Raw genomic sequence first — 21,574 nt, forward strand, 5'->3', positions numbered from 1 at the left:
CCCCTGACGACATCCCGCATGCCCCGCCCCAGAACCACCATTCGCCAGCTCAGTTATTTCGTCGCGCTCGCCGACACCGGCAGCTTCACCCGCGCCGCCGAGCAGATGGGCGTGTCGCAACCCTCGTTGTCGCAGCAGATCCGTGCGCTGGAAACCATCGTCGGCGCCGCGCTGTTCGAGCGTGGCGTGCCGGCCATCCTGACGCCGCTGGGGCGCGACCTGCTCGATCGCGCGCGCAGCATCCTGCTGGACGTGGCCGATCTGGAAGACGTCCGCGCCACCTCGGCCGACACCTTGATCGGCACCATCCGGCTGGGCGTGTCGCCCACGCTGGGCGCCTACCTGATGCCGAGCCTGGTCGCGCGCCTGCATCGCGAACACCCGGCACTGCGCGTGCACGTGCGCGAAGGCCTGCCGACCGTGCTCGCCAGCGGTCTGGCCAGCGGCGTGCACGACCTGATCCTGGCGCAATTGCCGGTGGCCGGGCGCGGCCTGCACAGCGAGCGCCTGTTCCGCGAACCGCTGCACGTGACCATGGCCGCCGATCACCCCCTGCGTGCCAAGGCCTGCATCACGCCGGCCGATCTGCGCGGCGCCAACCTGCTCACCCTGATGCCCGAATACCGCCTGGCCGAACAGGTCGCGGCGATCGCCATGGACGTCGGCGCCAATGTCCTGCGCGATTACGAAGGCACCAGCCTGGATGCGATCCGCCAGATGGCGGGGATGGGCATGGGTCTTGCATTACTGCCAGACCTGTATGTGCGCCAGGAAATCCGCGAGGGCGACGATGTCGTCGTACGGCCGATCAAAGGCGGACGCTACTATAGGGAGATCGGTCTGCTGTGGCGGCAAGGCGCAGGACGCGCGCCGGCCTTCGGGCTGATTGCCGATCTTCTGCGTGCGGTGGCCGCATAGGAAAATCCTATGCGTCGAATAAGCGCTGCTGCCTTGTTCGCCAACTGCAACTCGTCAATGCTTCATTGAACTCATCAACGGAAATCGAATGGCGGGCAAGCAGATCGGATGGCGGGAAGCGGGAGCCTGGCTGGCGGAGATCGTCGGGCCGGACATGCCCTACGTGCGCCTGGCCATGGTGTACGGGGTCGCGATCAGCCTGCTGTCGCTGGCCACGCCGATCTCGGTGCAGTTGCTGATCAACAGCGTCGCCAATACCGCGCTGCCCACCCCGCTGTGGACCCTGTCCAGCCTGTTGCTGGGCCTGCTGTTGCTGGTGGCGGCGCTCAGCGCGATGCGGGTGTGGATGATGGCGCTGTTCGAGCGCCGCCTGTTTGCGCGGGTGGTGGCGGAAATCACCGTGCGCGCGGTGCATGCGCAGAACCCGTTCTTCGCCGACCAGAACCGTGGCGACGTGTTCAACCGCTACTTCGATCTGGTGGTGGTGCAGAAAGCGGTGCCCAGCCTGGCCGTCGGTGCCTTCACCATCGTGCTGCAATCGGCGGTGGGCCTGATCGTCACCAGCTTCTATCACCCGTTCTTCCTCGGCTTCAACGCGCTGCTGCTGCTGATCATCTTCGCGATCTGGATGATCTGGTCGCGCGGCTCGATCCGCTCGGCGGTGGAACTGAGCCACGCCAAGCACAACGCGGCGCATTGGCTGGAAAGCGTGGGTGGCTCCAACGGCTTCTACAAATCCAGCCGCCATCTCAACTTCGCGATGGAGCGCTCCGAAGCGGTGACCGCCACCTACGTCGCCCGGCATCGGCGCCATTTCCGCTACACCTTCACCCAGACGGTGGCGTTCCTGCTCACCTACGCGGTCGCCAGCGCGGCGCTGCTGGCACTGGGCGGCAGCCTGATCCTGCGTGGCGAACTGTCGATCGGCCAGCTGGTGGCCGCCGAGCTGATCCTCAGCGCGGTGTTCTATGGCATCGCGCAGTTGGGCACCTACCTGGACGTGTTCTACGACCTGGTGGCCAGCGCCGAGGAATTGTCGGTGCTGTATGCCATTCCGCAGGAGCGCCCGGTGGCTGCCGCGGGCAAGATCCCCGGCAACAGTGCCGTGCGCCTGGACGGGGTGGTGATCGAGGGGGCGCGCTTCGATTTCACGCTGGAGGCCGGCGAACAACTGGTGACGCTGGCCGACGGCGGCGCCGAACGTCTGCTGGCGATGGTGCTCAAGCGCCATGTCGTCCCGGACCGCGGGCTGGTGATGGTCGGCGGCGCCGACATGGCCACCTTCGACATGTACCTGCTGCGCTCTGAAGTGACCGTGCTCGATCGGCCAACCATCGTCGAGGTCACCATCCGCGAATACCTGTCGATGGCCTCGGCCGAGGTGACCTCCGAGACGATGCTCGAAGCCATCGATACGGTGGGGCTGCGCGCGCGCATCGCCGCGCTGCCGCAAGGCCTGGACACCCGGCTTGCCGCCTCCGGCTACCCGCTGTGGATCGGCGAAGTGATGGCGCTGAAACTGGCCAACGCATTGCTGGTGCGTCCGCGCGTGCTGATGCTGTCGCAGCTGTACGACCTGCTGCCGGCCGAACGCCTGACCCGGGTGCTGCGGCAGCTGAAGCAGGCCGGCACCACGGTCCTGCTGTGCACCGGCCGGCCGGAGGACATCACCCTGGATGGCTGGTTCCGCCTGGAACCGGAGCGCCAGCAGCGCTACGCCACGCGCGCCGACCTGATCGCATCCACGCAGGAGGCCGACAATGCAGCACGCCTCTGACCGGATCGCGCACTTCCCCACCCTGGCATCCATGCGCCCGCCCAGCATCGCCAAGGTGTTGGCGTGGATGCTGCTGATCGGCGTGGCCATCGCCGGTTCCATCCTGGCGTTCGCACCCTGGGTGCAGACCGCCAGCGGCAAGGGCCAGGTGGTGGCGCTGGACCCGGGTGACCGTCAGCAACAGGTCACCGCCTTCGTGCCGGGCCGGGTGGAGCGCTGGTATGTACACGATGGTCAGCACGTCGCCAAGGGCGACCCGATCGCCCGCGTCGGCGACCTCGACCCGGACCTGCTGGCCCGTCTTGCCAGCGAGCGTGCGCAGGTGGCGGCGGAAATCAGCGCCATCCAGCAATCGCGCGCGGTCGCCAGTATCGATGTGGAACGCAGCCGCCAGCTGCTCGCCGAAGGCCTGGCCGGCCGCCGCGACTACGAACTGACCCAGATCAAGGTGGCCGAAGCCGATGCCAAGCTGGCCGAATCGCGTGCCAAGCTGACCCGCATCGACATCCAGTTGAACCGTCAGTCGGCGCAGCTGGTGCGCGCACCGCGCGATGGCCGCGTGCAGCAGCTCAACGCCGCCAGCGGCAGCGCGATGGTCTCGCCCGGCACGGTGCTGGCGGTGATCGCGCCGGAGCGGGTGGAACGTGCGGTCGAGCTGTACATCGATGGCCGCGACGTGCCGCTGATCCGCCCCGGTCGCCCGGTGCGGCTGGAGTTCGAAGGCTGGCCGGCGATCCAGTTCAGCGGCTGGCCGTCGGTGGCGCACGGCATGTTCGATGGTCGCGTCCGCGCCATCGACCCCAATGCCGCACCCGACGGATTGTTCCGCATCCTGGTCGAACCGCAGCCGGGCAAGCCGGCCTGGCCGGCGCAGGAATTCGCCCGCCAGGGCGGCAAGGTGCGCGGCTGGGTACAGGGCGAAACGGTGAAGGTGGGCTACGAACTGTGGCGCCAGCTCAATAATTTCCCGCTGGAGTTCGGCCGCCGCCCGTCGGCGACGACGACGCAGGATGAGGGCAAGGCCAAGCCGGCGTCGGCCGGCAAGTCCGAAGACGACGAGACCGGCAAGAAATGATCCGCCGTCTTGTCGTCCTGCTGGTCGCGCTCGTACCGGGCGTGGTTGCCGCCCAGACCACCGCGCTGACGCTGGATGAAGTGCTGCGCTCCTCTGCCCGCGCTTCTCCGCAGATCATCGAGTCGCTGGCCAAGGTCCGCCAGGCTGAAGGCAAGGGCATCTCGGCCGATGGCGCGTTCGACACCGTGTTCGATATCGACGGCCGCTCGCGCGAGGCCGGCTACTACGACGGCAGCGCGATCGAAAGCACCGTCAAGCGCCCGTTCGACGACAACGGCGGCTATTACTACGGTGGTTACCGCTCCTCGCGTGGTTCCTTCCCGGTCTACGAAGACAAGTCCTACACCGACCGCGGCGGCGAAGTGAAGGTCGGCGCGCTGTATGCGCTGCTGCGCGACCGGGTGGTCGACGAGCGCCGCACCCGTCGCAGCGTTGCCGGTGCCGATATCGATGTCGCGCAATACGAAGCGGAAATGGTCGCCATCGGCGTGCAACGCCGCGCGGTGGACGCCTACCAGAGCTGGGTCGCGGCCGGCCTGAAGCTGCGCGCGTACAACGACCTGCTGCAGCTGGCCGAGCAGCGCCGCAATGCGATTTCCCGGCAGGTGACACTGGGTGCGCGGCCCACCATCCTGCTGACCGAAAACGACCAGAACCTGGTCCGCCGACGCGCATTGGTGGTGCGCTCGGAGCAGGACTTCGCCAATGCTGCCAATGCCTTGTCGCTGTACCTGCGCGATGAAGCGGGAATGCCGTTGATCGTGTCCACCGAACGCCTGCCGGCCGATACGTCGGCGCTGGAAGGTCTGGCCGGCGCCAGCAAGATCACCGCACCGGTGGAGCGCCCCGATTACCGCGCGGTGCTGACCCGCATCGATCAGGCCACTGCACGGCTGATGCTGGCACAGAACGACCTCAAGCCACGCCTGGATGTGAGTTTCGAGGTCAGCAAGGACCTCGGGGCGCCCGGTGTCGGCGGCCCGAACCGCTCGCCGACCGATGCCATCATCGGCTTCCGCTTCAGCGTGCCGCTGGAAAACCGCGCCGCCAAGGGCCGGGTCGCCGAAGCACGCGCCGAGATCGAGGCGCTGGATCAGCGCAGCCGTTACCTGCGCGACCAGATCACGGTGGAGGTCGAATCGATCGTCATCTCGCTCACCGCCGCCGAACGGCTGGCCAAGATCGCCGACGAAGAACGCGCCCTGGCCGACCGTCTGGCAGCCGCCGAGCGCCGCCGCTTCGAGCTGGGGTCGGGCGATTTCTTCCTGGTCAACCAGCGCGAGGAGACCGCCAACGATGCCCGCGTGCGCCTGATCGATGCGCAGGCGCGCATTGCCTCGGCGCGTGCAGAGCTGGCGGCGGCGACGGCCGATCGGGATGCGTTGCAGCTGAGCCGGTGAACGGGCTGGCGGTTGGCTCGCCAACTTGCCGCATCGCGCAATGACGCCCGGGTAACACCTGCCTGCGCATGCTCGCTTCGGCCGCCCCGGCGCCGGTGGTGCGATCCCTGGCAGCTCGCACGACGTCCCTGATTCTTTCGGAGGTGCGTATGTCGTTCCGGCAATTTCCCGCAATCGGTGCAGATGGCGAGTCCTACGTCATCATCGAATTCCGCGACGAGCCCCAATCCCGCAACGGGCAGCAAGCCCAGATGCAGTCGCGCGCTGCGCCACGCTACGAACTCCCCGATGGCCGCCGCCTGCAGCGGCAGGGCCAGCGCTTCATCACCGATGGTGGCGAGTTGCGGCTGTCCACGTGCTGAGATGACGCTGGTCATTTTTTGACCACCCGGTCGGCAACCCTTGCAGTGCAAGGGCTGCACGCGGTTATCCACATGCTTGTGCAGGTTTCATCCACACCCTGTGTGGATGAAACCGCTGTGGCAAGCACTCGGCGTCGTGCCCGGCCACGCCCGGTATTGCCCCCCGTATCGCCCTCGGCGCATCGCATGCGGTTCAGTCAGCCAACATGGGATCGCCGCAGGCCGCACGCCGCGATATCGGCATCGCTCAGGCTCAGACCGGCGGTGGATCGTGGCTACCCGGTGCGATCGGAACGCTCCAGCACCCGTCCGATGCCGCTGCGATCGATGTCGCTGGCTGCCTGCGCCAGCGCCGCGCGATCGCTGTCCGGCTCGAACCCGATGCGGAAATGCAACTCGCCCACCGGCGTGCGCGACGAGTGGATCGACGACAGATTCACCCCATGCTGCTCGAACACATGCAACAGCGCACGCAACGAACCGGGCTGGTCTTCCGGCAGGTAGACGCTCACGGTCAACGGCTCGGTGAGGTCGGCCAGCAGGTAGCCCACGCGCTCATAGGTGTAGTTGCCCGCAGCCAGCGACTCGCCGCGTAGCGCCTGCGCGTTGTCGTCCAGAAACCGGGCGCGAAACTGCGCGCGCGCCGCATCGTCGCCTTGCGCGACCAGCGCGCGCAATTCGCGCAGCTGCAGCAACAGCCGGTCGAGCATCTCGCCCACGTACGGGTTGCCGAACTGGATGTCTTCATAGATCGCCGGATTGAGCGAGAGGATGCGCGCGATCACCGCGCTATCCAGCTCGAACGAGGCCGAGCGATACGGCATCAGCGCGCGCAGTTCGCCCAGCAGCGGCGCGTAGTCGCGCAAGGTGCCGGCCTGCGCCAGATGGGTGGCGTGCACCATCGCCTGCACCAGCGCCATCACGCGGTCGTGGTGCTCGGGCGTGGCGTACACGCACTCGGCCTGCAGCGCGGTGCACAGCATCTGCACCCATGCCGACCACTGCTGCAGCCGTGCCTGGCAGACCACCATCACCCGCCCTTTCAAGGTGGGCGATTTGGGCGGTGCGGTCATCGGATGCAGGCCGACGACCTCGGCCGGCGATGCCAGCATCGCGGCAACCGGCGCCTGCTTGATCGAGGTGACATCCATCCACAACTGCGACGCGGCACGCGGGCCGGCAAGGTCCACATAACGCGCGATCAATGCGGCGGTGTGGCGGATCGGCGCAGAAAAGATCAGCACGTCCGCACGCTGCGCCAAGGTGGCCTCGTCCATGTCGCCGTCACCGGCCGGATCGAAGCCGATCACCTCCAGCCCCAGGCGCGTGCGCAAAAACTGCGCCAGCCAGCGTCCGTAGGCACCGGCGATGCCGACGATGCCGACCACCGGCTGCGCCATCATGCCAATCGCTCGAGCGCAAAACGCGGGGCAGCCGCAAGTGCGGCTGGTGCGGCGGCCAGCACATCGAACTCCTCGACGCCTGCATCCAATGTGGCTTCCAGTGCACCATGCACGCCGCTGAGCGCATGCCCCACCGCCTGCTCGAACGGCATATCGCGCAGCAGGAACCCGATCAGCAAGGCCATCAGCACATCGCCGGTGCCGGCCACATCCACCGGCAGATGCGGCGTGGCCCAGCGATACACCGCCGTGTTGCTGACCGCCAGGGTCACCAGCTCACCGGCCGCACCGGCCACGCTGTGCGCAAGCACCCATTGCGGGCCGCGCGCCAGCAATGCGCGCGCGGCAACGACGGCATCGTCCTGCTCCAGACTCGGCAAACCGGTCAGTCGCCCAAGCTCGAACGCATTCGGCGTCACCAGCCAGGCATGCGGCAACAGCCGCTCGGCGAACACGCGCTCCAGTCCGGGTTCGACATACGGGCCGGTGTGCGTGTCGCCGATCACCGGATCCAGGCAATAACGCAGTTGCGGGGCCTGCGGCAGGGTCTGCTCCAGCCAGTCGGCAAACGCCTCGCCATTGGCCAGGCTGCCGAAATAGCCGGAAACCAGCATGCGGGCACGCTGCGGCAGGCTGCGCTCGCTCGCCCCCAGCAGCAGGTCGGCCAACCAGTCGGCCGGCAGGATGCGGCCGCGCAAGGTGGCGTAGAACGGCGCATTGCTCAGCAGCGTGGTCGGCACTTCCGCCACCCGCAGGCCCAGCGCACGCAGCGGTGGCACCGCCGCGCTGTTGCCGGCATGGCCGTAGACCAGTTGCGACTGGACCGAGATCACATCGATCGGCGAAGGACCATCCGGACGCTGGCGGCGGCCGTGGACCAGATGACTGTCGGGGGCATTGTTCATCGCAGCATTTTACGCCAGCGCCACGGCGCGCCCACCGTCGATCGACGCAACCGTCGTCCGCTCGCCGCAACGCCTACCGCCGCCAAGCCAGTTCTCGCCAGGCCGGTCCGTGCACTGGCAGCAGTCGATATCGCCTCCGATCTGCGCGGGCTCCTGCCGCAAGAACGCGAATGCCGGCCCCGGGGCCGGCATTCGTCTGGAGAACCTGGCTCAATCGTGCAACTTTCCGGACATTCGGGAGCCGGCATCCGCTTCCACGAAGCCCGAATCGCCACACTGGCGCACTACCCCGGCAGGCCGGGCCACACCGCCCTTACGATTCCCCACTCCCGACTCCCGATTCCCAACCTCAGGACGTCATGCGATCCCAGAAGCCCTTGACGCCATCGATGAAGGTGGCCGACTTGGGCGAATGCTTGCGTGCATCCTCACCGGTGAACGTGGCTTCGAACTGCTGCAGCAACTCGCGCTGGTCGGCGGTCAGGTTCACCGGCGTTTCGACCACCACGCGGCAATACAGATCGCCTTCGCTGCGACTGCGCACCGAGCGCACGCCCTTGCCACGCAACCGGAACAGCTTGCCGGTCTGGGTTTCGGCCGGAATGCGGATTTCCGCCTCCCCGCCCAGGGTGGCCACGCGCACGGTGTCGCCCAGCGCCGCCTGCGAAATACGAATCGGCACTTCGCAATGCAGGTCATCGCCGTCGCGCTGGAAGATCGCGTGCTCGCGCACGCGCACTTCCACATACAGATCGCCCGGCGGCGTGCCGGCCGGGCCGGCTTCGCCCTCGCCGGCCAGGCGGATGCGGTCGCCGGTATCCACGCCGGCAGGCACCTTGATCGACAGCACCTTGTCTTCTTCCACGCGACCGGCGCCGTGGCAGGTCTTGCACGGGTTCTGGATCAGCGTGCCGCGCCCGTCGCAATGCGGGCAGCTCTGCTGCATGGCGAAGATGCCGCGCTGGATGCGGACCTGGCCGCGTCCGTGGCAGGTCCCGCACACTTCCACCTTGCCGTCTTCCGAACCACTGCCATGGCAGGGCTCGCACTCGATCAGGGTCGGGATCTCGATGCGGCGTTCGATGCCGGCAACGGCTTCTTCCAGATCCAGTTCCAATACGTAACCGACGTCGGCACCACGTCGCGCAGCGCGCGGACCGGCGGCGCCACCGCCGAAAATATTGCCGAAGATATCGCCAAAGATATCTCCCATGTCCGGGCCACCCGGCCCACCACCACCGCCCATGCCGTGCTCGAACGCAGCGTGGCCATGCGCATCGTAGGCGCGGCGCTTGTTGCCGTCCGACAACACCTCATAGGCTTCCTTGCACTCCTTGAACATCGCTTCGGCAGCAGCGTCGCCGGGATTGCGGTCCGGGTGGTGCTTCATCGCACAGCGCCGATACGCCTTCTTCAGCTCCTCGTCGCTGGCGCCACGGGCAACGCCCAGCACTTCGTAGTAATCGCGTTTGCTCATAAGCCGGTATTGGGGATTCGTGATTTGAGATTCGTTGAAACGCAAAAGCGGACAGCGTGTGCTGGTCCGCCTTGGCGACGCGACGCGTAAAGGATATCGGGATGAGGATCGGCACGTTTACCGGCTGCCAATCCCCACTCCCGACTCCCAAATCACGGCTTACTTCTTGTCGTCCTTGACTTCGGTGAACTCGGCGTCCACCACGTCGTCGGCGGCCTTGGAGGCCTGCGCGTTGCCGCTGGCCGCATCGGCGTTGCCGCCCTGCTCTGCCGCGGCAGCTGCGGCGTACAGCGACTGGCCGGCTTCTTCCAGGGTCTTGCTGCGGGCCTCGATCTGCGCCTTGTCGTCGCTCTTCATGGCGGTTTCCAGATCCGACAGCGCCGCTTCCACCTTGCCGATCACATCGCCACCGACCTTGCTGCCATGCTCGGTGATCGCGGTGCGGGTGGCGTGGATCAGGCCATCGGCCTGGTTGCGGGCCTGCACCAGTTCCTGGAACTTCTTGTCTTCCTCGCGGTTGGCTTCCGCATCGGCGACCATGCGCTGGATCTCTTCGTCCGACAGGCCCGAACCGGCCTTGATCTCGACCTTCTGCTCCTTGTTGGTCTTCTTGTCCTTGGCCGACACGTGCAGGATGCCGTTGGCGTCGATGTCGAAGGACACTTCCACCTGCGGCATGCCGCGCGGGGCCGGCTCGATGCCGGACAGGTCGAACTTGGCCAGCGACTTGTTGAAGCGGGCCTGCTCGCGCTCACCCTGCAATACATGCACGGTCACGGCCGACTGGTTGTCCTCGGCGGTGGAGAAGGTCTGCGAAGCCTTGGTCGGGATGGTGGTGTTCTTTTCGATGATCTTGGTGAACACGCCGCCCATGGTTTCGATACCCAGCGACAGCGGGGTCACGTCCAGCAGCAGCACGTCCTTGACGTCGCCGGCCAGCACGCCGCCCTGGATCGCAGCGCCCACGGCCACGGCTTCGTCCGGGTTGACGTCCTTGCGCGGTTCCTTGCCGAAGAAATCGGCAACGGCCTGCTGCACCTTCGGCATACGGGTCTGACCGCCGACCAGGATCACTTCGTTGATGTCGCTGGCGCGCAGGCCGGCATCGTTCAACGCGGTGCGGCACGGCTCGATCGACTTCTTGACCAGGTCCTCCACCAGCGCTTCGAGCTTGGCACGGGTCAACTTGATGTTGAGGTGCTTCGGGCCCGAGGCATCGGCGGTGACGTACGGCAGGTTCACTTCGGTCTGCTGGCTGGTCGACAGCTCGATCTTGGCGCGCTCTGCGGCGTCCTTCAGGCGCTGCAGCGCCAACGGATCCTTGCGCAGATCGATGCCCTGATCCTTGTTGAATTCGTCGACCAGGTACTCGATGACGCGGTTGTCGAAGTCTTCGCCGCCGAGGAAGGTGTCGCCATTGGTGGCCAGCACTTCGAACTGCTTCTCGCCGTCGACTTCGGCGATTTCGATGATCGACACGTCGAAGGTGCCGCCGCCCAGGTCGTACACGGCGATCTTGCGGTCGCCGCCGTTCTTGTCCAGGCCATAGGCCAGGGCTGCAGCGGTCGGCTCGTTGATGATGCGCTTGACGTCCAGACCGGCGATGCGGCCGGCGTCCTTGGTGGCCTGACGCTGGCTGTCGTTGAAGTAGGCCGGCACCGTGATCACGGCCTCGGTGACCTTCTCGCCCAGGAAGTCCTCGGCGGTCTTCTTCATCTTTTCAAGCACGCGGGCGGAGATTTCCTGCGGCGCCATGCGCTTGCCATCGCTGGTCTGCACCCAGGCATCGCCGTTGTCGTGGGCGAGGATGCCGTACGGCACGTGCGAGATGTCCTTCTGCACTTCGGCGTCGGTGAACTTGCGGCCGATCAGGCGCTTCACCGCGTAGAAGGTGTTCTTGGGGTTGGTCACTGCCTGGCGCTTGGCCGAGGCACCGACCAGGACTTCGCCGTCCTTGGTGTAGGCGACGATCGAAGGCGTGGTGCGATCGCCCTCGGAATTTTCGATGACGCGGGCCTTGCCGCCGTCCATGATCGACACGCACGAGTTCGTGGTGCCGAGGTCAATACCAATGATCTTGCCCATGGATACGCTCCTGATGATTCTTTAGCTGTGTCCGGCGACGCCGGGTCTGGCTGAGATGTGGGGGTGGTGCGCAGGTGTTCAAGCCACCTGCACGAATCTGCGTTTCGCGCATGCGCCCGGCAGTTCAGCCGGGCGCCACGGTTCAGTCGTGCTTGGCCACGACCACCAGGGCCGGGCGCAGCAGACGTTCGTTGAGCAGATAGCCTTTCTGGAACACCTGCACCACGTGGCCCGGGGCGATGCCCTCGGCCTCGCCCTGGCTGATGGCCTGGTGCTGGTCCGGGTTGAACGGCTGGCCGACCGGATCGAGCAGGGTCAGGCCGTTGTCGGCCGCAACCTTGAGCAGCTGCTTGTAGGTCATGTCCAGACCATCGCGCAGCGGGCTGGGCTCGGTGCCGGCCGCGGTCAGGCCGGCGTCCAGGCTGTCGAACACCGGCAGCAGCTCGCCCAGCAGCTTTTCGTTGGCGAACTTGCGCGCGTTCTCGACATCACGGGCGATGCGCTTGCGCTGGTTCTCCAGATCGGCACGCTCGCGCAGGGCATCGGCCTTGACCAGCGCGATCTCGCTGCGCAGCGATTCGATCTCGGCCTTGAGCGGATCGGTCTCGGGTGGGTTCTGGGACAGGTCTTCGGAGTCGAATTCGGGGTGGTCTTGGTTCATGTGCAGTTCCCGGGCAAGCGGAACGCCCGCCCCAACGTCACCCCGTATGTGGGCGCGCACGCGCGTTTCAAGCAAAATGATCGTCTCGATCGTTGCCGCTTATCGCGTGCCGGGCGGTTCCATGGCCGCACCCAGCACCTGGGCGGCGGTCTGCACCAGCGGAATCACCCGGTCGTAGGCCATGCGTTTGGGCCCGATCACGCCCAGCACGCCCAGCACCTGGCCATTGGCGGCGTACGGCGCGGTGACCAGCGAGACGTCGTCCAGCGACACCATGCCGGTCTCCTCGCCGATGAAGATGCGCACGCCCGGCGCCTGGATGGTGCGTTCGAGCAGCTGCAGGATCTCGCGCTTGCTGGCGAAGGCCTCGAACAGCTCGCGCAGCCGGTCCAGGTCCGACAGGTCCTGCACGCCCATCAGGCGGGTCTGCCCGGCCATCACCATGTCGTCGGCATCGGCCGGCACCAGCGCCTCGCTGGCCAGGTCCACGCTGTGCGCCAGCAACTGCTCCATCTCGTTCTTGGCCAGGCGCAACTCGCGCAACAGGCTGGCGCGGATATCCGCCAGCGCGCGCCCGGCAAATTGCGCATTGAGGTAATTTGCCACCCGCTCCAGCTCGGCCGGCTCGTAGGCCCGGCGCGGCTCGATCACCCGGTTCTGCACCTCGTTGTCGGCAAACACCAGGATCGCCAGCACCCGCCGCGCGTCCAGCGCAACGAAGTCGATGTGCCGGAACGCGAACTGCTCGCGCCGCGGCGCGCTGACCACGCCGACGAAATGGCTCATCGCCGACAGCATCTGCGAGGCACTGCCCAGCAGCGACTGGGTGCCGTTGCCGCTGGCAAGCTCCGCGCGCAGGCGTCGCACTTCTTCCTCGCCGGGCGGCTGCATCTGCACCAGGCTGTCGACGAACACCCGGTACCCGTGCGCGGTGGGCACCCGCCCGGCCGATGTGTGCGGAGAGCTGAGCAGCCCCACGTCCTCCAGGTCGGCCAGGATGTTGCGGATGGTGGCCGGGCTGACGTCCAGCCCCGCGTGCTGGGCCAGCGTCTTGGAGCCCACCGGCTCGCCGTCGCGGATATAGCGGGCAATCAACGTCCGCAGCAGCTGGCGAGCGCGGGGGTCGAGCGTTGGGGACTGTGACGCGCGCATGGGATCATCCGGTGAGACTGGGCATAGATAATGTCTGGCCCTGCGGTTGGCAAGCGTCTTATTCCCTGCCCGCCGCTCCCACCCTAAGCTTCCCCAAAGCGTTCACACTCGACCCCATGCTCAGACACCTCTCCATCAAGGATTTCGCCGTCGTCCGCGCCACCGAACTGGAATTCGGGCCAGGCATGACCGTGGTTTCCGGCGAAACCGGCGCCGGCAAGTCGCTGATGGTGGACGCACTGGGCTTTCTGTCCGGGCTGCGCGCCGACAGCGGCGTGGTCCGCCACGGCGCCGACCGCGCCGAACTGTCGGCCGAATTCCAGCTGCCGCCCCAGCACCCGGGCCTGACCTGGCTGTCGGACAACGAACTCGACGACGATGCGCAGTGCCAGCTGCGCCGGGTCATCCGTGCCGATGGCGGCTCGCGTGCCTGGATCAACGGCCGCCCGGTGACCTCCTCGCAACTGGCGGAACTGGCTTCGCGGCTGGTGGAGATCCATGGCCAGCACGAACACCAGGCCCTGATGGCCCGCCACAGCCAGCTCGCCCTGCTCGACGCCTACGCCCGCAACGGCGCGCAGCGCGAGCAGGTGCGCCAGGCCAGCCAGCGCTGGCAGGCCCTGCTGGACGAGCGCGACGCGCTGTCCGCGCAAGGCGATGTCTCCGATCGCATCGGTTTTCTGGAACACCAGCTCGGCGAACTGGAACGCGAGGACCTGGACCCGGCCGCGATCGCCGCGCTGGACGTCAATCACCGCCGCCAGGCGCATGCCACCGCCTTGATCGGCGCCTGCGACAGCGTGGCCCTGCAGCTCAATGGCGACGACGGCGCCTGCGCGCTGGGCCTGCTGCAGGACAGCCGCCACGACCTGGCGCGCGTGGCAGAGCACGAGCCGCGCCTGGGCGAGGTCGATGCGCTGCTGGACAGCGCGGTCATCCAGATCGAAGAGGCGCTGGCCCTGCTCGACCGCGTGCGCGACGACCTGGAGGCCGACCCGGCCCAGTTCGAGGCGATGGAGCGCCGGCTCGGCCGCCTGCACGATCTGGCGCGCAAGCATCGCGTCACCCCGGACGAACTGGCCGCCCAGCGCGAGCGCATGAGTCTGGAAGTGGAAAGCCTGCGCGGCGCCGACGAGCGCCTGCAGCAGCTGGACAAGCACATCGAGGCGGCAATCGGCGTCTGGCGCAGTGCAGCCAGCACCCTCAGCGCCAGCCGCATGGCCGCTGCCGAGGCCCTGTCGGCCGCCACCACCACGCTGATCGGCGAGCTGGGCATGGGCGGCGGGCAGTTCCTGATCCAGCTGCAGCCGCAGGACACCCTGCGCCCGGATCCCAATGGCGCCGAGCGGGTGGAATTCCTGGTTGCCGCCAATGCCGGGCAGCCACCCCGCGCATTGCGCAAGGTCGCCTCCGGCGGCGAGCTGTCGCGGATTTCACTGGCGATCGAGGTCGCCGCCCTCGGGCTGGACAGCGTGCCGACCATGGTCTTCGACGAGGTCGATTCCGGCATCGGCGGCGCGGTGGCGGACATCGTCGGGCAGAAGCTGCGCGCCCTGGGCGAAGAGCGCCAGGTGCTGTGCGTGACCCACTTGCCGCAGGTGGCCGCCAAGGGCCATGCGCACTATCGGGTCAGCAAGGCGCCGGTGGACGGCATGACCCAGAGCGCGGTCGAACTGCTCGGCCCGCAGGCCCGCCAGGAAGAGCTGGCGCGCATGCTGGGCGGGGTGGAAGTCAGCAAGGAAGCCCGCGCGGCGGCACGCAAGCTGCTGCAGAGCGCCTGAGCCGACCGGCGTGGCGCCGGCAGAGCTCGGCGTGGCCGGGCAGCCAATGGCTGCAAACGCACAAGGCGGCCGAAGCCGCCTTGTCGTTGCCACAATGCCGCTGGCTTTCCGTCAGCGCGGGCGCTTCTTGCGCACGTACAGCACCAGCGAGTGCTCTTCCAGCTCGTAGCCATGCTGGGCGGCGATCTGGCGCTGCAAGGCCTCGATCTCTTCGCTCTCGAACTCGATCACGTGGCCGGTGTCCACGTCCACCATATGGTCGTGATGGCCGCCGCGATCCAGCTCATAGACCGCCTGGCCGCCTTCGAAATTGTGCTTCAGCACCAGGCCGGCAGCCTCGAACTGGGTCAGCACCCGATACACCGTGGCCAGACCGATTTCGTCGCCATGATCGAGCAGCTGCCGATAGATGTCTTCTGCGCTGAGGTGGTGCTGGTTGCTCTTCTGCTCGAGCAATTCCAGGATCCGCATCCGCGGATGGGTCACCTTGAGCCCGACTTTGCGCAGGTCGTGGGTTTCCATATGTTCTCCGTTCATTGGCGATTTAGCGCCAGCTGCCATCAAACGGGTCGCGGCGACCGGCGGGAGTGTATCATCGGCGTGATTTCCTCAGCACTTAATCCCCGATGCGTAATCTCCTGCTGGTCGCCGCCGTTGCTCTTTCCACCGCTGGCTGCGGCATCATCTACAAGCAGCCGATCTACCAGGGCAATCTGATCAAACAGAATGCCGTGGAGCAACTGCAGGTAGGCCAGAGCAAGCAGCAGGTCAGCGCGTTGCTGGGTACCCCCTCGATTCCCGACCCGTTCCATTCGCAGCGCTGGGACTACACCTCCACCCAGCGCGTGGACCGTCTGGCGCGTACCGAGATCAAGAACTTCACCGTGTTCTTCGAAAACGAGCAGGTCGTGCGCTGGGAAGGCGATTATTTCCCGTCGCAGGACGAGCAGCTGGCCAAGTCGGCGCCCAAGCAGTTCGGCCGCAATCTGGCCCGCGACAAGAAGAAGCAGCGCGGCCGTTGATGCGCCTGCTCGGCGGTCTTGCGGTCGCCCGAGTGTTTGTCAAATCAGAAAACGCATCCTTTTGAACGGATGCGTTTTTTATTTGCCTGGTCGAAACGACGTGGTTGCTCGCGGACGACGGTGCTGAGCCAGCTGCCGATAGCTGGGGCTTTCAGTCAGATGTTTTGCATCACCCTGCGCCGGTCCAGGCCACCGGGTGCGTTCACGCCGCTGACCTGCCACCGGAACAGTTCGCTATCACGCGCACACGCACCGCGGCACTGGCAAGCCGCTACTTGCTGGGACCGGCTTTTTTGCTCGGTCCGGCACGGCGACGCCGCGCGTCCTTCGGATCCAGCAGCAGCGGCCTGAGCAGTTCGACCCGATCGCCGTCGCGCAGCACTTGATCCGCTCGCGCAATCAGCCCATGGATCGCCTGCGCCGCTGGTGGTCGGTTCGGCGCCAGACCGGACGCGGCAATCGCCTCGGCCACGGTGGCGCCCTCGGCCAGGTCCAGCGACACCGAACTGTAGCGGTCCGGCCAGGCCAGCACGACGTCGACGCGCATGCTCAGGTGTCGCCGCGATCGGCGACCCGCACGAAATCGTTGACCATGCGGTCGGCCAGGCCTTGAAAGCCCAGCGCCAGCGCCGGACCCAACAGCCGCGAGCTGGTTTCCACTTCCAGGGTCAGGCTGACCTTGCAGGCGTTCTCGCCCAGCGACTGGAATTCCCACAGGCCTTCCAGCCGCTTGAACGGCCCGTCGCGCAGATGCATGACGATGCGCTCGGGGCGCTCGAGCATGTTTTCGGTGGTGAACCAGGTGCGGAACGATCCCAGCCCCAGATCCAGCCGCGCCACGATGTGCGCCTGGTCCTGTTCAAGCACCTGCGCAGCATCGCACCAGCCGAAACGGCGCGGATAGGCGGCAACATCATTGACCAGGTCGAACATGCGGGTGGCGCTGTGTTCGACCAGGGCGCTGCGACGGATGGTAGGCATTCGCTAACTTGTGAAAGACAGAAGATCGTTTGATGACGCCGAATCGGCGACAATAGCGGCATGAGCAAGAAACCAGCCAAGGATAAAGCAAACGGCGCGACGGCCACGAAAACCATCGCGCTGAACAAGCGTGCGCGCTACGAATACCACCTGGAAGAGCGCTACGAAGCCGGCTTGGCGCTGCAGGGCTGGGAAGTCAAGGCGATCCGCGCCGGTCGCGCCAACATCATCGACGGGTACGCTTACGTGCGTTCAGGCGAGATCTTCCTGATCGGCGCGCAGATCACCCCGCTGATCCAGGCCTCCAGCCACACCGTGCCGGTGGAACGCCGCGACCGCAAGCTGCTGCTGCACCGCCGGGAGATCGACAAGGTGTTGAGCAGCGTCGAACGCGACGGCTACACCCTGGTGCCCACCGCGCTGTACTGGAGCAACAACAAGGTCAAGCTGGAAATCGCACTGGCCAAGGGCAAGCAGAACCACGACAAGCGCGACGCCGCCAAGGACCGCGACTGGCAGCGCGACAAGCAGCGCGTGATGCGGCGGCATAACCGCGACGCGTGAGTGGCGGGGATTGGAAATTCGGCATTAGGGATTGGTAACGGCGAAGCCGCCCGCAGCCGGCGTTTGCATAGTTCCCTGCCCCGGCGAGCAACAACGCAGCGCTTACAGCCCATGCTTTTGCCAATCCCGAATCCCCAATTTCTAATCCCGACCCCAAAATCACGTCGCCCCAAGCATCCGCATCAAATTCGGCACCCCCCTGCCCTGCACATAGCGATCGCGCTGCAGGTCGGTGCAGGTGTCCAGCATCAGTTGCTTGACCCGGTCCGGGAAGCCGATGAACTCGCGGCGTGCGGAGAGGAATCCGGCCAGCACGCCGGAGACGTGCGGTGCGGCCATGCTGGTGCCGCTCATCTCCACCATCAGGCTCGCCGGGTCGTTCGGGTCGAAGTCGTAATAGGCCGACAGGATCTTTTCGCCCGGCGCCACGACGTCCGGCTTGCCGCGACCATCGGCGGTCGGTCCGCGCGAGGAAAAATACGACACGCCGTAGTTGTGCGGGCTGCTCTTGTGCACCGAGCCCACCACGATGGCGTCTTCCAGATTTCCCGGGTCGCTGATCGACAGATCCATGTTGGCCGGATATGCATCGCCGTCGTTGCCCATCAACCACGCCAGGCCCTCGTTGCCGGCGGCCACCACCACCAGCACGCCTTGCCGCCATAGCCGCCGCAGCTCGTTGCACAGCGGCGTAAAACCGCAGCCATAGCTCTCCGGATCGAAATAACCGCCAAGGCTCAGATTGACGCCGTGGATGACCAGCTCGCCGGCGCGCTCGTTGATTGCCGCCACCTGCTGCACTGCCTTGATCATCCACGAATCGCGGCCGTTGCCGGCATCGTCCAGCACCTTGAAACCGTAGAGCTGGGTGTCCGGCGCCATGCCGGCGAACTCCAGCGGCTTGCCCGGGTTGCCCTGCGCGTCGGCAATCACCGCGCGGCTCTGGCCGGCGATGATCCCGGCGATATGCGTGCCGTGCCCGTGCCGATCCAGCCGGGCGAAGGCATCGCCGTCAGCGCGTGTCAGTCGCTTGGCTGCGCCGCGGCGCGTGCAATCCCATTGCGCCACCACCGTGTCGCGCTCGCCCTTTGCGAAGAAATGCGGATGACTGGCCGCGATACCGGTGTCCAGCACTGCCCAGCCGATCTGCTGGCCGCGTGCGCGATACGCGGTACGCGCCGCATCGGCATGCAGGACGTTGCCGGACACGTTGATCAACGCGCGCTTGCCGGCATCGCGCCACATGCGCCGGAATCCCAATGCCCGGTAGCGGTCCTGCAGCGATTCGATCTCGAACCGCGTCAGCCGTGCCGACACAAACCGCTGCAGGCCATCTTCCAGCGCGATCGCCTCGTCCAGCGCTTCGCCGCTCAAACCGGTGGCGCCTGCAGCGGCCTGGCGCAGTTGCGCCAGCAGCAGCGCACGCGTGCCGGCCGGATCATCGCCCGACACCCGCCGATCCAGCTCGATGAGCACCTCGTGCCGGTACTCGGCGCCATGCGCTTCCAGTTGCTCGCTGAGATCCTTGATCAGCACGGCATTGGACACCGGTTGATCGAAACCGACGCCCACCGCCTCGCGCACCGCCGCACGCACCTGCGGGATCGACAGGTAGCCCGAACCCGAATGCGCGTTGTGCTGCCAGTCCGGGTTCAAGCGCGCGCCTGAGAGGTTTTCGAACCGTCCCTTGGCATTGGCGATGTCGTCGCTGAGATCCGGATCCAGCGCGATCGGATCGCGCGTGTCGGCGACGTTGATCCAGCGCCGCACGCACGGAGGAAACGGCAGCTTGCGCGTGCCGGTCCAGCGCTTGAACATGCTGCGCACCTGCGGCAGGCCAAGGGGCGAGCCCAGGGTCAGGAACAGGCTGACCTCGCACTCGGCAGCCTGGAGCTGACGCAGCACGTCGAAGGCGATCATCGACCCCTGGCTGTGCGCGACCACCACGAACGGCCCGCCCCCCGAGCGCAGGCGCTGCACCAGGCTGTCGCGCATCAACGCTGCACGCTCGGGCACGAAGAACAAATCGTGCACGTCCTGCAGCAGTGCGGCGGAGATCAGCCGCAGCAGCACCCGGTTGATTGCATCGATCGGACCTTTGGCCTGCACCTCGCCGGCTGCCGGCATGGCGGGCGCGGCATCCAGCTCGTCCAGCAACCGATGCAGATCGCTGCGCTCCTGCTCGCTCTGTGCCAGGGCGTCGGCGAGCAGATGCAGGTCCTGCTCGCCTGGCACCAGCCCAAGCGTGCTCAGGGCGCGCTGCACGCTCTGATTGAGTGCCGGGCCGACATCGCGCGCATCGCAATTGCCGGGTTCGGCAACCGGATAGCGCTCGCGATTGACCCAATACGCCAGGCGCGTGCGCTCGCCCATCGGCCGCCCGAACAACGCCTTGTCCCACTGACAGCGCAACACCTCGGCCGGCGGTTTGTTGCCGATGCCGTGGATATAGATCACCGTGCGCGCCTTGCCCTGCACGCGCGTCAGCGTGGTGTCCTGCGCCTGCTGCTGCGGGGCCGTGGCTGCGCGCCGAGGCTTGGCTGCGTCGACACCTGGTGCGCGCTTGCGGGGGACGCTACGTGCCTGCCGCGAACGGGGGGGCTTGCCTGTCGCCATCGCTTCTCTCCTTGAGTACCAGACCATTCCGTCCGGTAGGACTGAAGCCACTGTAAGCGCCGCACGTCTCACCACTTGTGACAGGGCGCCCCGATCCCTACACTGATCAGGTCAGCGTTTTGATGCTTTCCCCGGGGGTGCACTGGTTTCGACGGGGGTCGCGAAGTCGCTTGGCGCATGCCGAGGGGGCAGCTTTCCTCGTTAATCCAGCAGCAAACTTTTAGTTGCCAACGATGACAACTACGGTTCGGACTTCGCTATCGCCGCTTAATTGGCTTTAGTTGTAGTTCTACAGCCGCCTAAGGCGAACCCCCGAACCTACTTGTGCCCGTGCTCGTAGGTGTAGGGTCATTATCACGGAACCATCGGTAGTGGCTGCCTGTCAGCTACCGGTTAGATAAAGCAGGCTGGTTTCCAGGTGCGCTTTGCCAACCGTGCTGCCTGGGAATGAGATCTAACGGAGGGCTAAGCATGTAGTGCTGGGGATGGAGTGCTTCCGGACGGCGGTTCGATTCCGCCCACCTCCACCAAACAACGGTCCTAAGACGACCGACTAAGGCCGGGACTCCTCGATGCAGAGGGCTCCCGGCCTTTTTCATGGGCGATACCGAGACCGCCTGCTCCGAGGAACGCGTGACCTGCCGCCAACTGGCGCTGACAGGCTGCCGCGCCAGCCCTTGCGAGATGACCGCACACAAGACAGGCCGAAAATTGCGCCGGTGCTGGTGCACGCGTCGAACGCCTGCGGCGTGCGCCTACCCTCCAGCGCGCGGGCCTCTCAGGCCTCCCCCTACCCCCGCCGGGAACTTGCCACGCATCGGCCGCGCGTGCGCCACGCGCGGGTGCACGCCGGCAGGATGCGTCAATTACTGACGTGGGCGGTCTGTTCGGTGCGCCCGGCAGGTCCGTCCGCAACGACGTTGACTGGCTCGTGTGCCGGTGCCGCATCGCCACGCAGTTGGTCGAAGAGCGCGAGCAGTTCGGTGGCTTCCTGTTGCAGCAGGACCAGGGCACTTTTGTTGGGTTCTTGCATGTCGCCTCCGTCCAAGACGCTCCCCAGCGTTGTCCAGGGCTGGAGCAAACCGCATGCCAGCCTGTCTGGTGCTGGCTTGGCCGATGCGACCATGCGCACCAGCACCTGCGCTCAGGCGGGTTCGAGCTGTCGTTGCGCTTCGGCGTGCATGGCCTCCAACGTCACCATGCCGGCAACGCGAGCGGCCGCCATGGCGCTGCGGTGGTCTGGAAACGTGGCAGAAAGTGCGCTGCCTGCCCGGTCGCCGGCGCTTCCGGCACCGATCTGGGCGATCTGCCAGTCGGCAACCCAGCCGGGGCTCGGGCCATCGCCCCGGGCAGCGCGGCAGGTCAATTGATAGCTACCTAGAAAAATGACCAATC

The 21,574-nt window shown here is 66.5% G+C and carries 20 protein-coding genes and 1 other RNA gene; 9 read left to right on the forward strand and 12 right to left on the reverse strand.

Translation table 11 applies throughout. From position 1 onward, the window contains the following. The first annotated feature begins 18 nt into the window (after positions 1-18). The 5 genes from EO174_RS06525 (at position 19) to EO174_RS06545 (ending at position 5,532) form a co-directional block, all read left to right on the forward strand. Positions 19-918 carry a hydrogen peroxide-inducible genes activator gene (locus EO174_RS06525; protein ID WP_104583328.1) on the forward strand — a complete coding sequence of 300 codons (900 nt, stop codon included), beginning with the start codon at positions 19-21 and terminating at the stop codon, positions 916-918. 88 nt (positions 919-1,006) lie between these two features. Further along, positions 1,007-2,695: an ABC transporter ATP-binding protein gene (locus tag EO174_RS06530; RefSeq protein ID WP_126943270.1), complete on the forward strand. Its 1,689-nt coding sequence runs from the start codon at positions 1,007-1,009 to the stop codon at positions 2,693-2,695. Then, positions 2,679-3,770 carry an HlyD family efflux transporter periplasmic adaptor subunit gene (locus EO174_RS06535; RefSeq protein ID WP_104648391.1) on the forward strand — a complete coding sequence of 364 codons (1,092 nt, stop codon included), beginning with the start codon at positions 2,679-2,681 and terminating at the stop codon, positions 3,768-3,770. Before EO174_RS06530 ends, EO174_RS06535 begins: the two co-directional genes overlap by 17 nt. Continuing rightward, the gene (locus EO174_RS06540) at positions 3,767-5,170 is read left to right on the forward strand and encodes a TolC family protein (RefSeq protein ID WP_104648390.1); all 1,404 of its coding nucleotides are present in this window, start codon (positions 3,767-3,769) and stop codon (positions 5,168-5,170) included. Before EO174_RS06535 ends, EO174_RS06540 begins: the two co-directional genes overlap by 4 nt. Positions 5,171-5,319: 149 nt before the next feature. Then, positions 5,320-5,532, forward strand: a complete 213-nt coding sequence (locus EO174_RS06545; RefSeq protein WP_126943273.1) for a hypothetical protein — start codon at positions 5,320-5,322, stop codon at positions 5,530-5,532. A gap of 275 nt (positions 5,533-5,807) precedes the next feature. Here the strand turns inward: EO174_RS06545 and EO174_RS06550 are convergent, their stop codons facing one another. The 6 genes from EO174_RS06550 to hrcA form a co-directional block, all read right to left on the reverse strand. Continuing rightward, the gene (locus EO174_RS06550; protein WP_104648389.1) at positions 5,808-6,935 is read right to left on the reverse strand and encodes a prephenate dehydrogenase; all 1,128 of its coding nucleotides are present in this window, start codon (positions 6,933-6,935) and stop codon (positions 5,808-5,810) included. Continuing rightward, complete coding sequence (pdxY, locus tag EO174_RS06555; protein ID WP_115676640.1) at positions 6,932-7,840, reverse strand: pyridoxal kinase; 909 nt, start codon at positions 7,838-7,840, stop codon at positions 6,932-6,934. The genes EO174_RS06550 and pdxY overlap by 4 nt, the downstream gene beginning before the upstream one ends. A gap of 349 nt (positions 7,841-8,189) precedes the next feature. Continuing rightward, positions 8,190-9,317 carry a molecular chaperone DnaJ gene (gene dnaJ / locus EO174_RS06560; RefSeq protein ID WP_104583336.1) on the reverse strand — a complete coding sequence of 376 codons (1,128 nt, stop codon included), beginning with the start codon at positions 9,315-9,317 and terminating at the stop codon, positions 8,190-8,192. Positions 9,318-9,476: 159 nt separating this feature from the next. Next, complete coding sequence (gene dnaK, locus EO174_RS06565) at positions 9,477-11,402, reverse strand: molecular chaperone DnaK (RefSeq protein ID WP_016901561.1); 1,926 nt, start codon at positions 11,400-11,402, stop codon at positions 9,477-9,479. 142 nt (positions 11,403-11,544) lie between these two features. Continuing rightward, positions 11,545-12,063 (reverse strand): nucleotide exchange factor GrpE, encoded by a 519-nt coding sequence (gene grpE, locus EO174_RS06570; protein ID WP_010366360.1) that lies wholly within the window; start codon positions 12,061-12,063, stop codon positions 11,545-11,547. Between the two features lie 99 nt (positions 12,064-12,162). Next, positions 12,163-13,215: a heat-inducible transcriptional repressor HrcA gene (gene hrcA, locus EO174_RS06575; protein WP_104583337.1), complete on the reverse strand. Its 1,053-nt coding sequence runs from the start codon at positions 13,213-13,215 to the stop codon at positions 12,163-12,165. A 116-nt stretch (positions 13,216-13,331) separates the two neighbouring features. Between hrcA and recN the strand changes: the two genes are divergently transcribed. Continuing rightward, complete coding sequence (recN, locus tag EO174_RS06580; RefSeq protein WP_126943276.1) at positions 13,332-14,996, forward strand: DNA repair protein RecN; 1,665 nt, start codon at positions 13,332-13,334, stop codon at positions 14,994-14,996. A 111-nt stretch (positions 14,997-15,107) separates the two neighbouring features. On the opposite strand, the gene fur is transcribed toward recN, so the two are convergent. Beyond that, complete coding sequence (gene fur, locus EO174_RS06585; RefSeq protein WP_016901564.1) at positions 15,108-15,518, reverse strand: ferric iron uptake transcriptional regulator; 411 nt, start codon at positions 15,516-15,518, stop codon at positions 15,108-15,110. Between the two features lie 104 nt (positions 15,519-15,622). On the opposite strand from fur, the gene bamE reads away from it, so the two are divergent. Next, positions 15,623-16,018 (forward strand): outer membrane protein assembly factor BamE, encoded by a 396-nt coding sequence (gene bamE, locus EO174_RS06590; protein ID WP_039528130.1) that lies wholly within the window; start codon positions 15,623-15,625, stop codon positions 16,016-16,018. A 271-nt stretch (positions 16,019-16,289) separates the two neighbouring features. On the opposite strand, the gene EO174_RS06595 is transcribed toward bamE, so the two are convergent. Beyond that, positions 16,290-16,565: an RnfH family protein gene (locus EO174_RS06595; protein WP_119132285.1), complete on the reverse strand. Its 276-nt coding sequence runs from the start codon at positions 16,563-16,565 to the stop codon at positions 16,290-16,292. 2 nt (positions 16,566-16,567) lie between these two features. Beyond that, positions 16,568-16,999 carry a type II toxin-antitoxin system RatA family toxin gene (locus EO174_RS06600; protein ID WP_104583340.1) on the reverse strand — a complete coding sequence of 144 codons (432 nt, stop codon included), beginning with the start codon at positions 16,997-16,999 and terminating at the stop codon, positions 16,568-16,570. Between the two features lie 60 nt (positions 17,000-17,059). Here EO174_RS06600 and smpB point away from each other — a divergent pair, with 60 nt between their 5' ends. Beyond that, positions 17,060-17,563 (forward strand): SsrA-binding protein SmpB, encoded by a 504-nt coding sequence (smpB, locus tag EO174_RS06605; protein WP_039520446.1) that lies wholly within the window; start codon positions 17,060-17,062, stop codon positions 17,561-17,563. A 159-nt stretch (positions 17,564-17,722) separates the two neighbouring features. On the opposite strand, the gene EO174_RS06610 is transcribed toward smpB, so the two are convergent. Then, positions 17,723-20,179 carry a S8 family peptidase gene (locus tag EO174_RS06610; RefSeq protein WP_126943279.1) on the reverse strand — a complete coding sequence of 819 codons (2,457 nt, stop codon included), beginning with the start codon at positions 20,177-20,179 and terminating at the stop codon, positions 17,723-17,725. A 133-nt stretch (positions 20,180-20,312) separates the two neighbouring features. Here EO174_RS06610 and ssrA point away from each other — a divergent pair. Beyond that, positions 20,313-20,709: a transfer-messenger RNA gene (gene ssrA / locus EO174_RS06615) on the forward strand. A gap of 332 nt (positions 20,710-21,041) precedes the next feature. Here the strand turns inward: ssrA and EO174_RS22885 are convergent. Next, the gene (locus tag EO174_RS22885) at positions 21,042-21,212 is read right to left on the reverse strand and encodes a hypothetical protein (RefSeq protein WP_164739080.1); all 171 of its coding nucleotides are present in this window, start codon (positions 21,210-21,212) and stop codon (positions 21,042-21,044) included. 111 nt (positions 21,213-21,323) lie between these two features. After that, a complete protein-coding gene (locus tag EO174_RS06620) occupies positions 21,324-21,572 on the reverse strand; it encodes a hypothetical protein (protein ID WP_115677062.1) in 249 nt (82 codons plus the stop codon). Positions 21,573-21,574 lie beyond the last annotated feature (2 nt).

Origin of the sequence: Xanthomonas sp. BRIP62418 (assembly GCF_003993495.1) — a bacterium.
Lineage (GTDB): Bacteria > Pseudomonadota > Gammaproteobacteria > Xanthomonadales > Xanthomonadaceae > Xanthomonas > Xanthomonas euroxanthea.

What these genes read in the sequence shown, in the direction of transcription:
- EO174_RS06525 (WP_104583328.1), top strand. Translation starts at nt 19, where the DNA reads ATGCCCCGCCCCAGAACCACCATTCGCCAGCTCAGTTATTTCGTCGCG.
- EO174_RS06530 (WP_126943270.1), top strand. Translation starts at nt 1,007, where the DNA reads ATGGCGGGCAAGCAGATCGGATGGCGGGAAGCGGGAGCCTGGCTGGCG.
- EO174_RS06535 (WP_104648391.1), top strand. Translation starts at nt 2,679, where the DNA reads ATGCAGCACGCCTCTGACCGGATCGCGCACTTCCCCACCCTGGCATCC.
- EO174_RS06540 (WP_104648390.1), top strand. Translation starts at nt 3,767, where the DNA reads ATGATCCGCCGTCTTGTCGTCCTGCTGGTCGCGCTCGTACCGGGCGTG.
- EO174_RS06545 (WP_126943273.1), top strand. Translation starts at nt 5,320, where the DNA reads ATGTCGTTCCGGCAATTTCCCGCAATCGGTGCAGATGGCGAGTCCTAC.
- EO174_RS06550 (WP_104648389.1), bottom strand. Translation starts at nt 6,935, where the DNA reads ATGATGGCGCAGCCGGTGGTCGGCATCGTCGGCATCGCCGGTGCCTAC.
- pdxY (WP_115676640.1), bottom strand. Translation starts at nt 7,840, where the DNA reads ATGAACAATGCCCCCGACAGTCATCTGGTCCACGGCCGCCGCCAGCGT.
- dnaJ (WP_104583336.1), bottom strand. Translation starts at nt 9,317, where the DNA reads ATGAGCAAACGCGATTACTACGAAGTGCTGGGCGTTGCCCGTGGCGCC.
- dnaK (WP_016901561.1), bottom strand. Translation starts at nt 11,402, where the DNA reads ATGGGCAAGATCATTGGTATTGACCTCGGCACCACGAACTCGTGCGTG.
- grpE (WP_010366360.1), bottom strand. Translation starts at nt 12,063, where the DNA reads ATGAACCAAGACCACCCCGAATTCGACTCCGAAGACCTGTCCCAGAAC.
- hrcA (WP_104583337.1), bottom strand. Translation starts at nt 13,215, where the DNA reads ATGCGCGCGTCACAGTCCCCAACGCTCGACCCCCGCGCTCGCCAGCTG.
- recN (WP_126943276.1), top strand. Translation starts at nt 13,332, where the DNA reads ATGCTCAGACACCTCTCCATCAAGGATTTCGCCGTCGTCCGCGCCACC.
- fur (WP_016901564.1), bottom strand. Translation starts at nt 15,518, where the DNA reads ATGGAAACCCACGACCTGCGCAAAGTCGGGCTCAAGGTGACCCATCCG.
- bamE (WP_039528130.1), top strand. Translation starts at nt 15,623, where the DNA reads ATGCGTAATCTCCTGCTGGTCGCCGCCGTTGCTCTTTCCACCGCTGGC.
- EO174_RS06595 (WP_119132285.1), bottom strand. Translation starts at nt 16,565, where the DNA reads ATGCGCGTCGACGTCGTGCTGGCCTGGCCGGACCGCTACAGTTCGGTG.
- EO174_RS06600 (WP_104583340.1), bottom strand. Translation starts at nt 16,999, where the DNA reads ATGCCTACCATCCGTCGCAGCGCCCTGGTCGAACACAGCGCCACCCGC.
- smpB (WP_039520446.1), top strand. Translation starts at nt 17,060, where the DNA reads ATGAGCAAGAAACCAGCCAAGGATAAAGCAAACGGCGCGACGGCCACG.
- EO174_RS06610 (WP_126943279.1), bottom strand. Translation starts at nt 20,179, where the DNA reads ATGGCGACAGGCAAGCCCCCCCGTTCGCGGCAGGCACGTAGCGTCCCC.
- EO174_RS22885 (WP_164739080.1), bottom strand. Translation starts at nt 21,212, where the DNA reads ATGCAAGAACCCAACAAAAGTGCCCTGGTCCTGCTGCAACAGGAAGCC.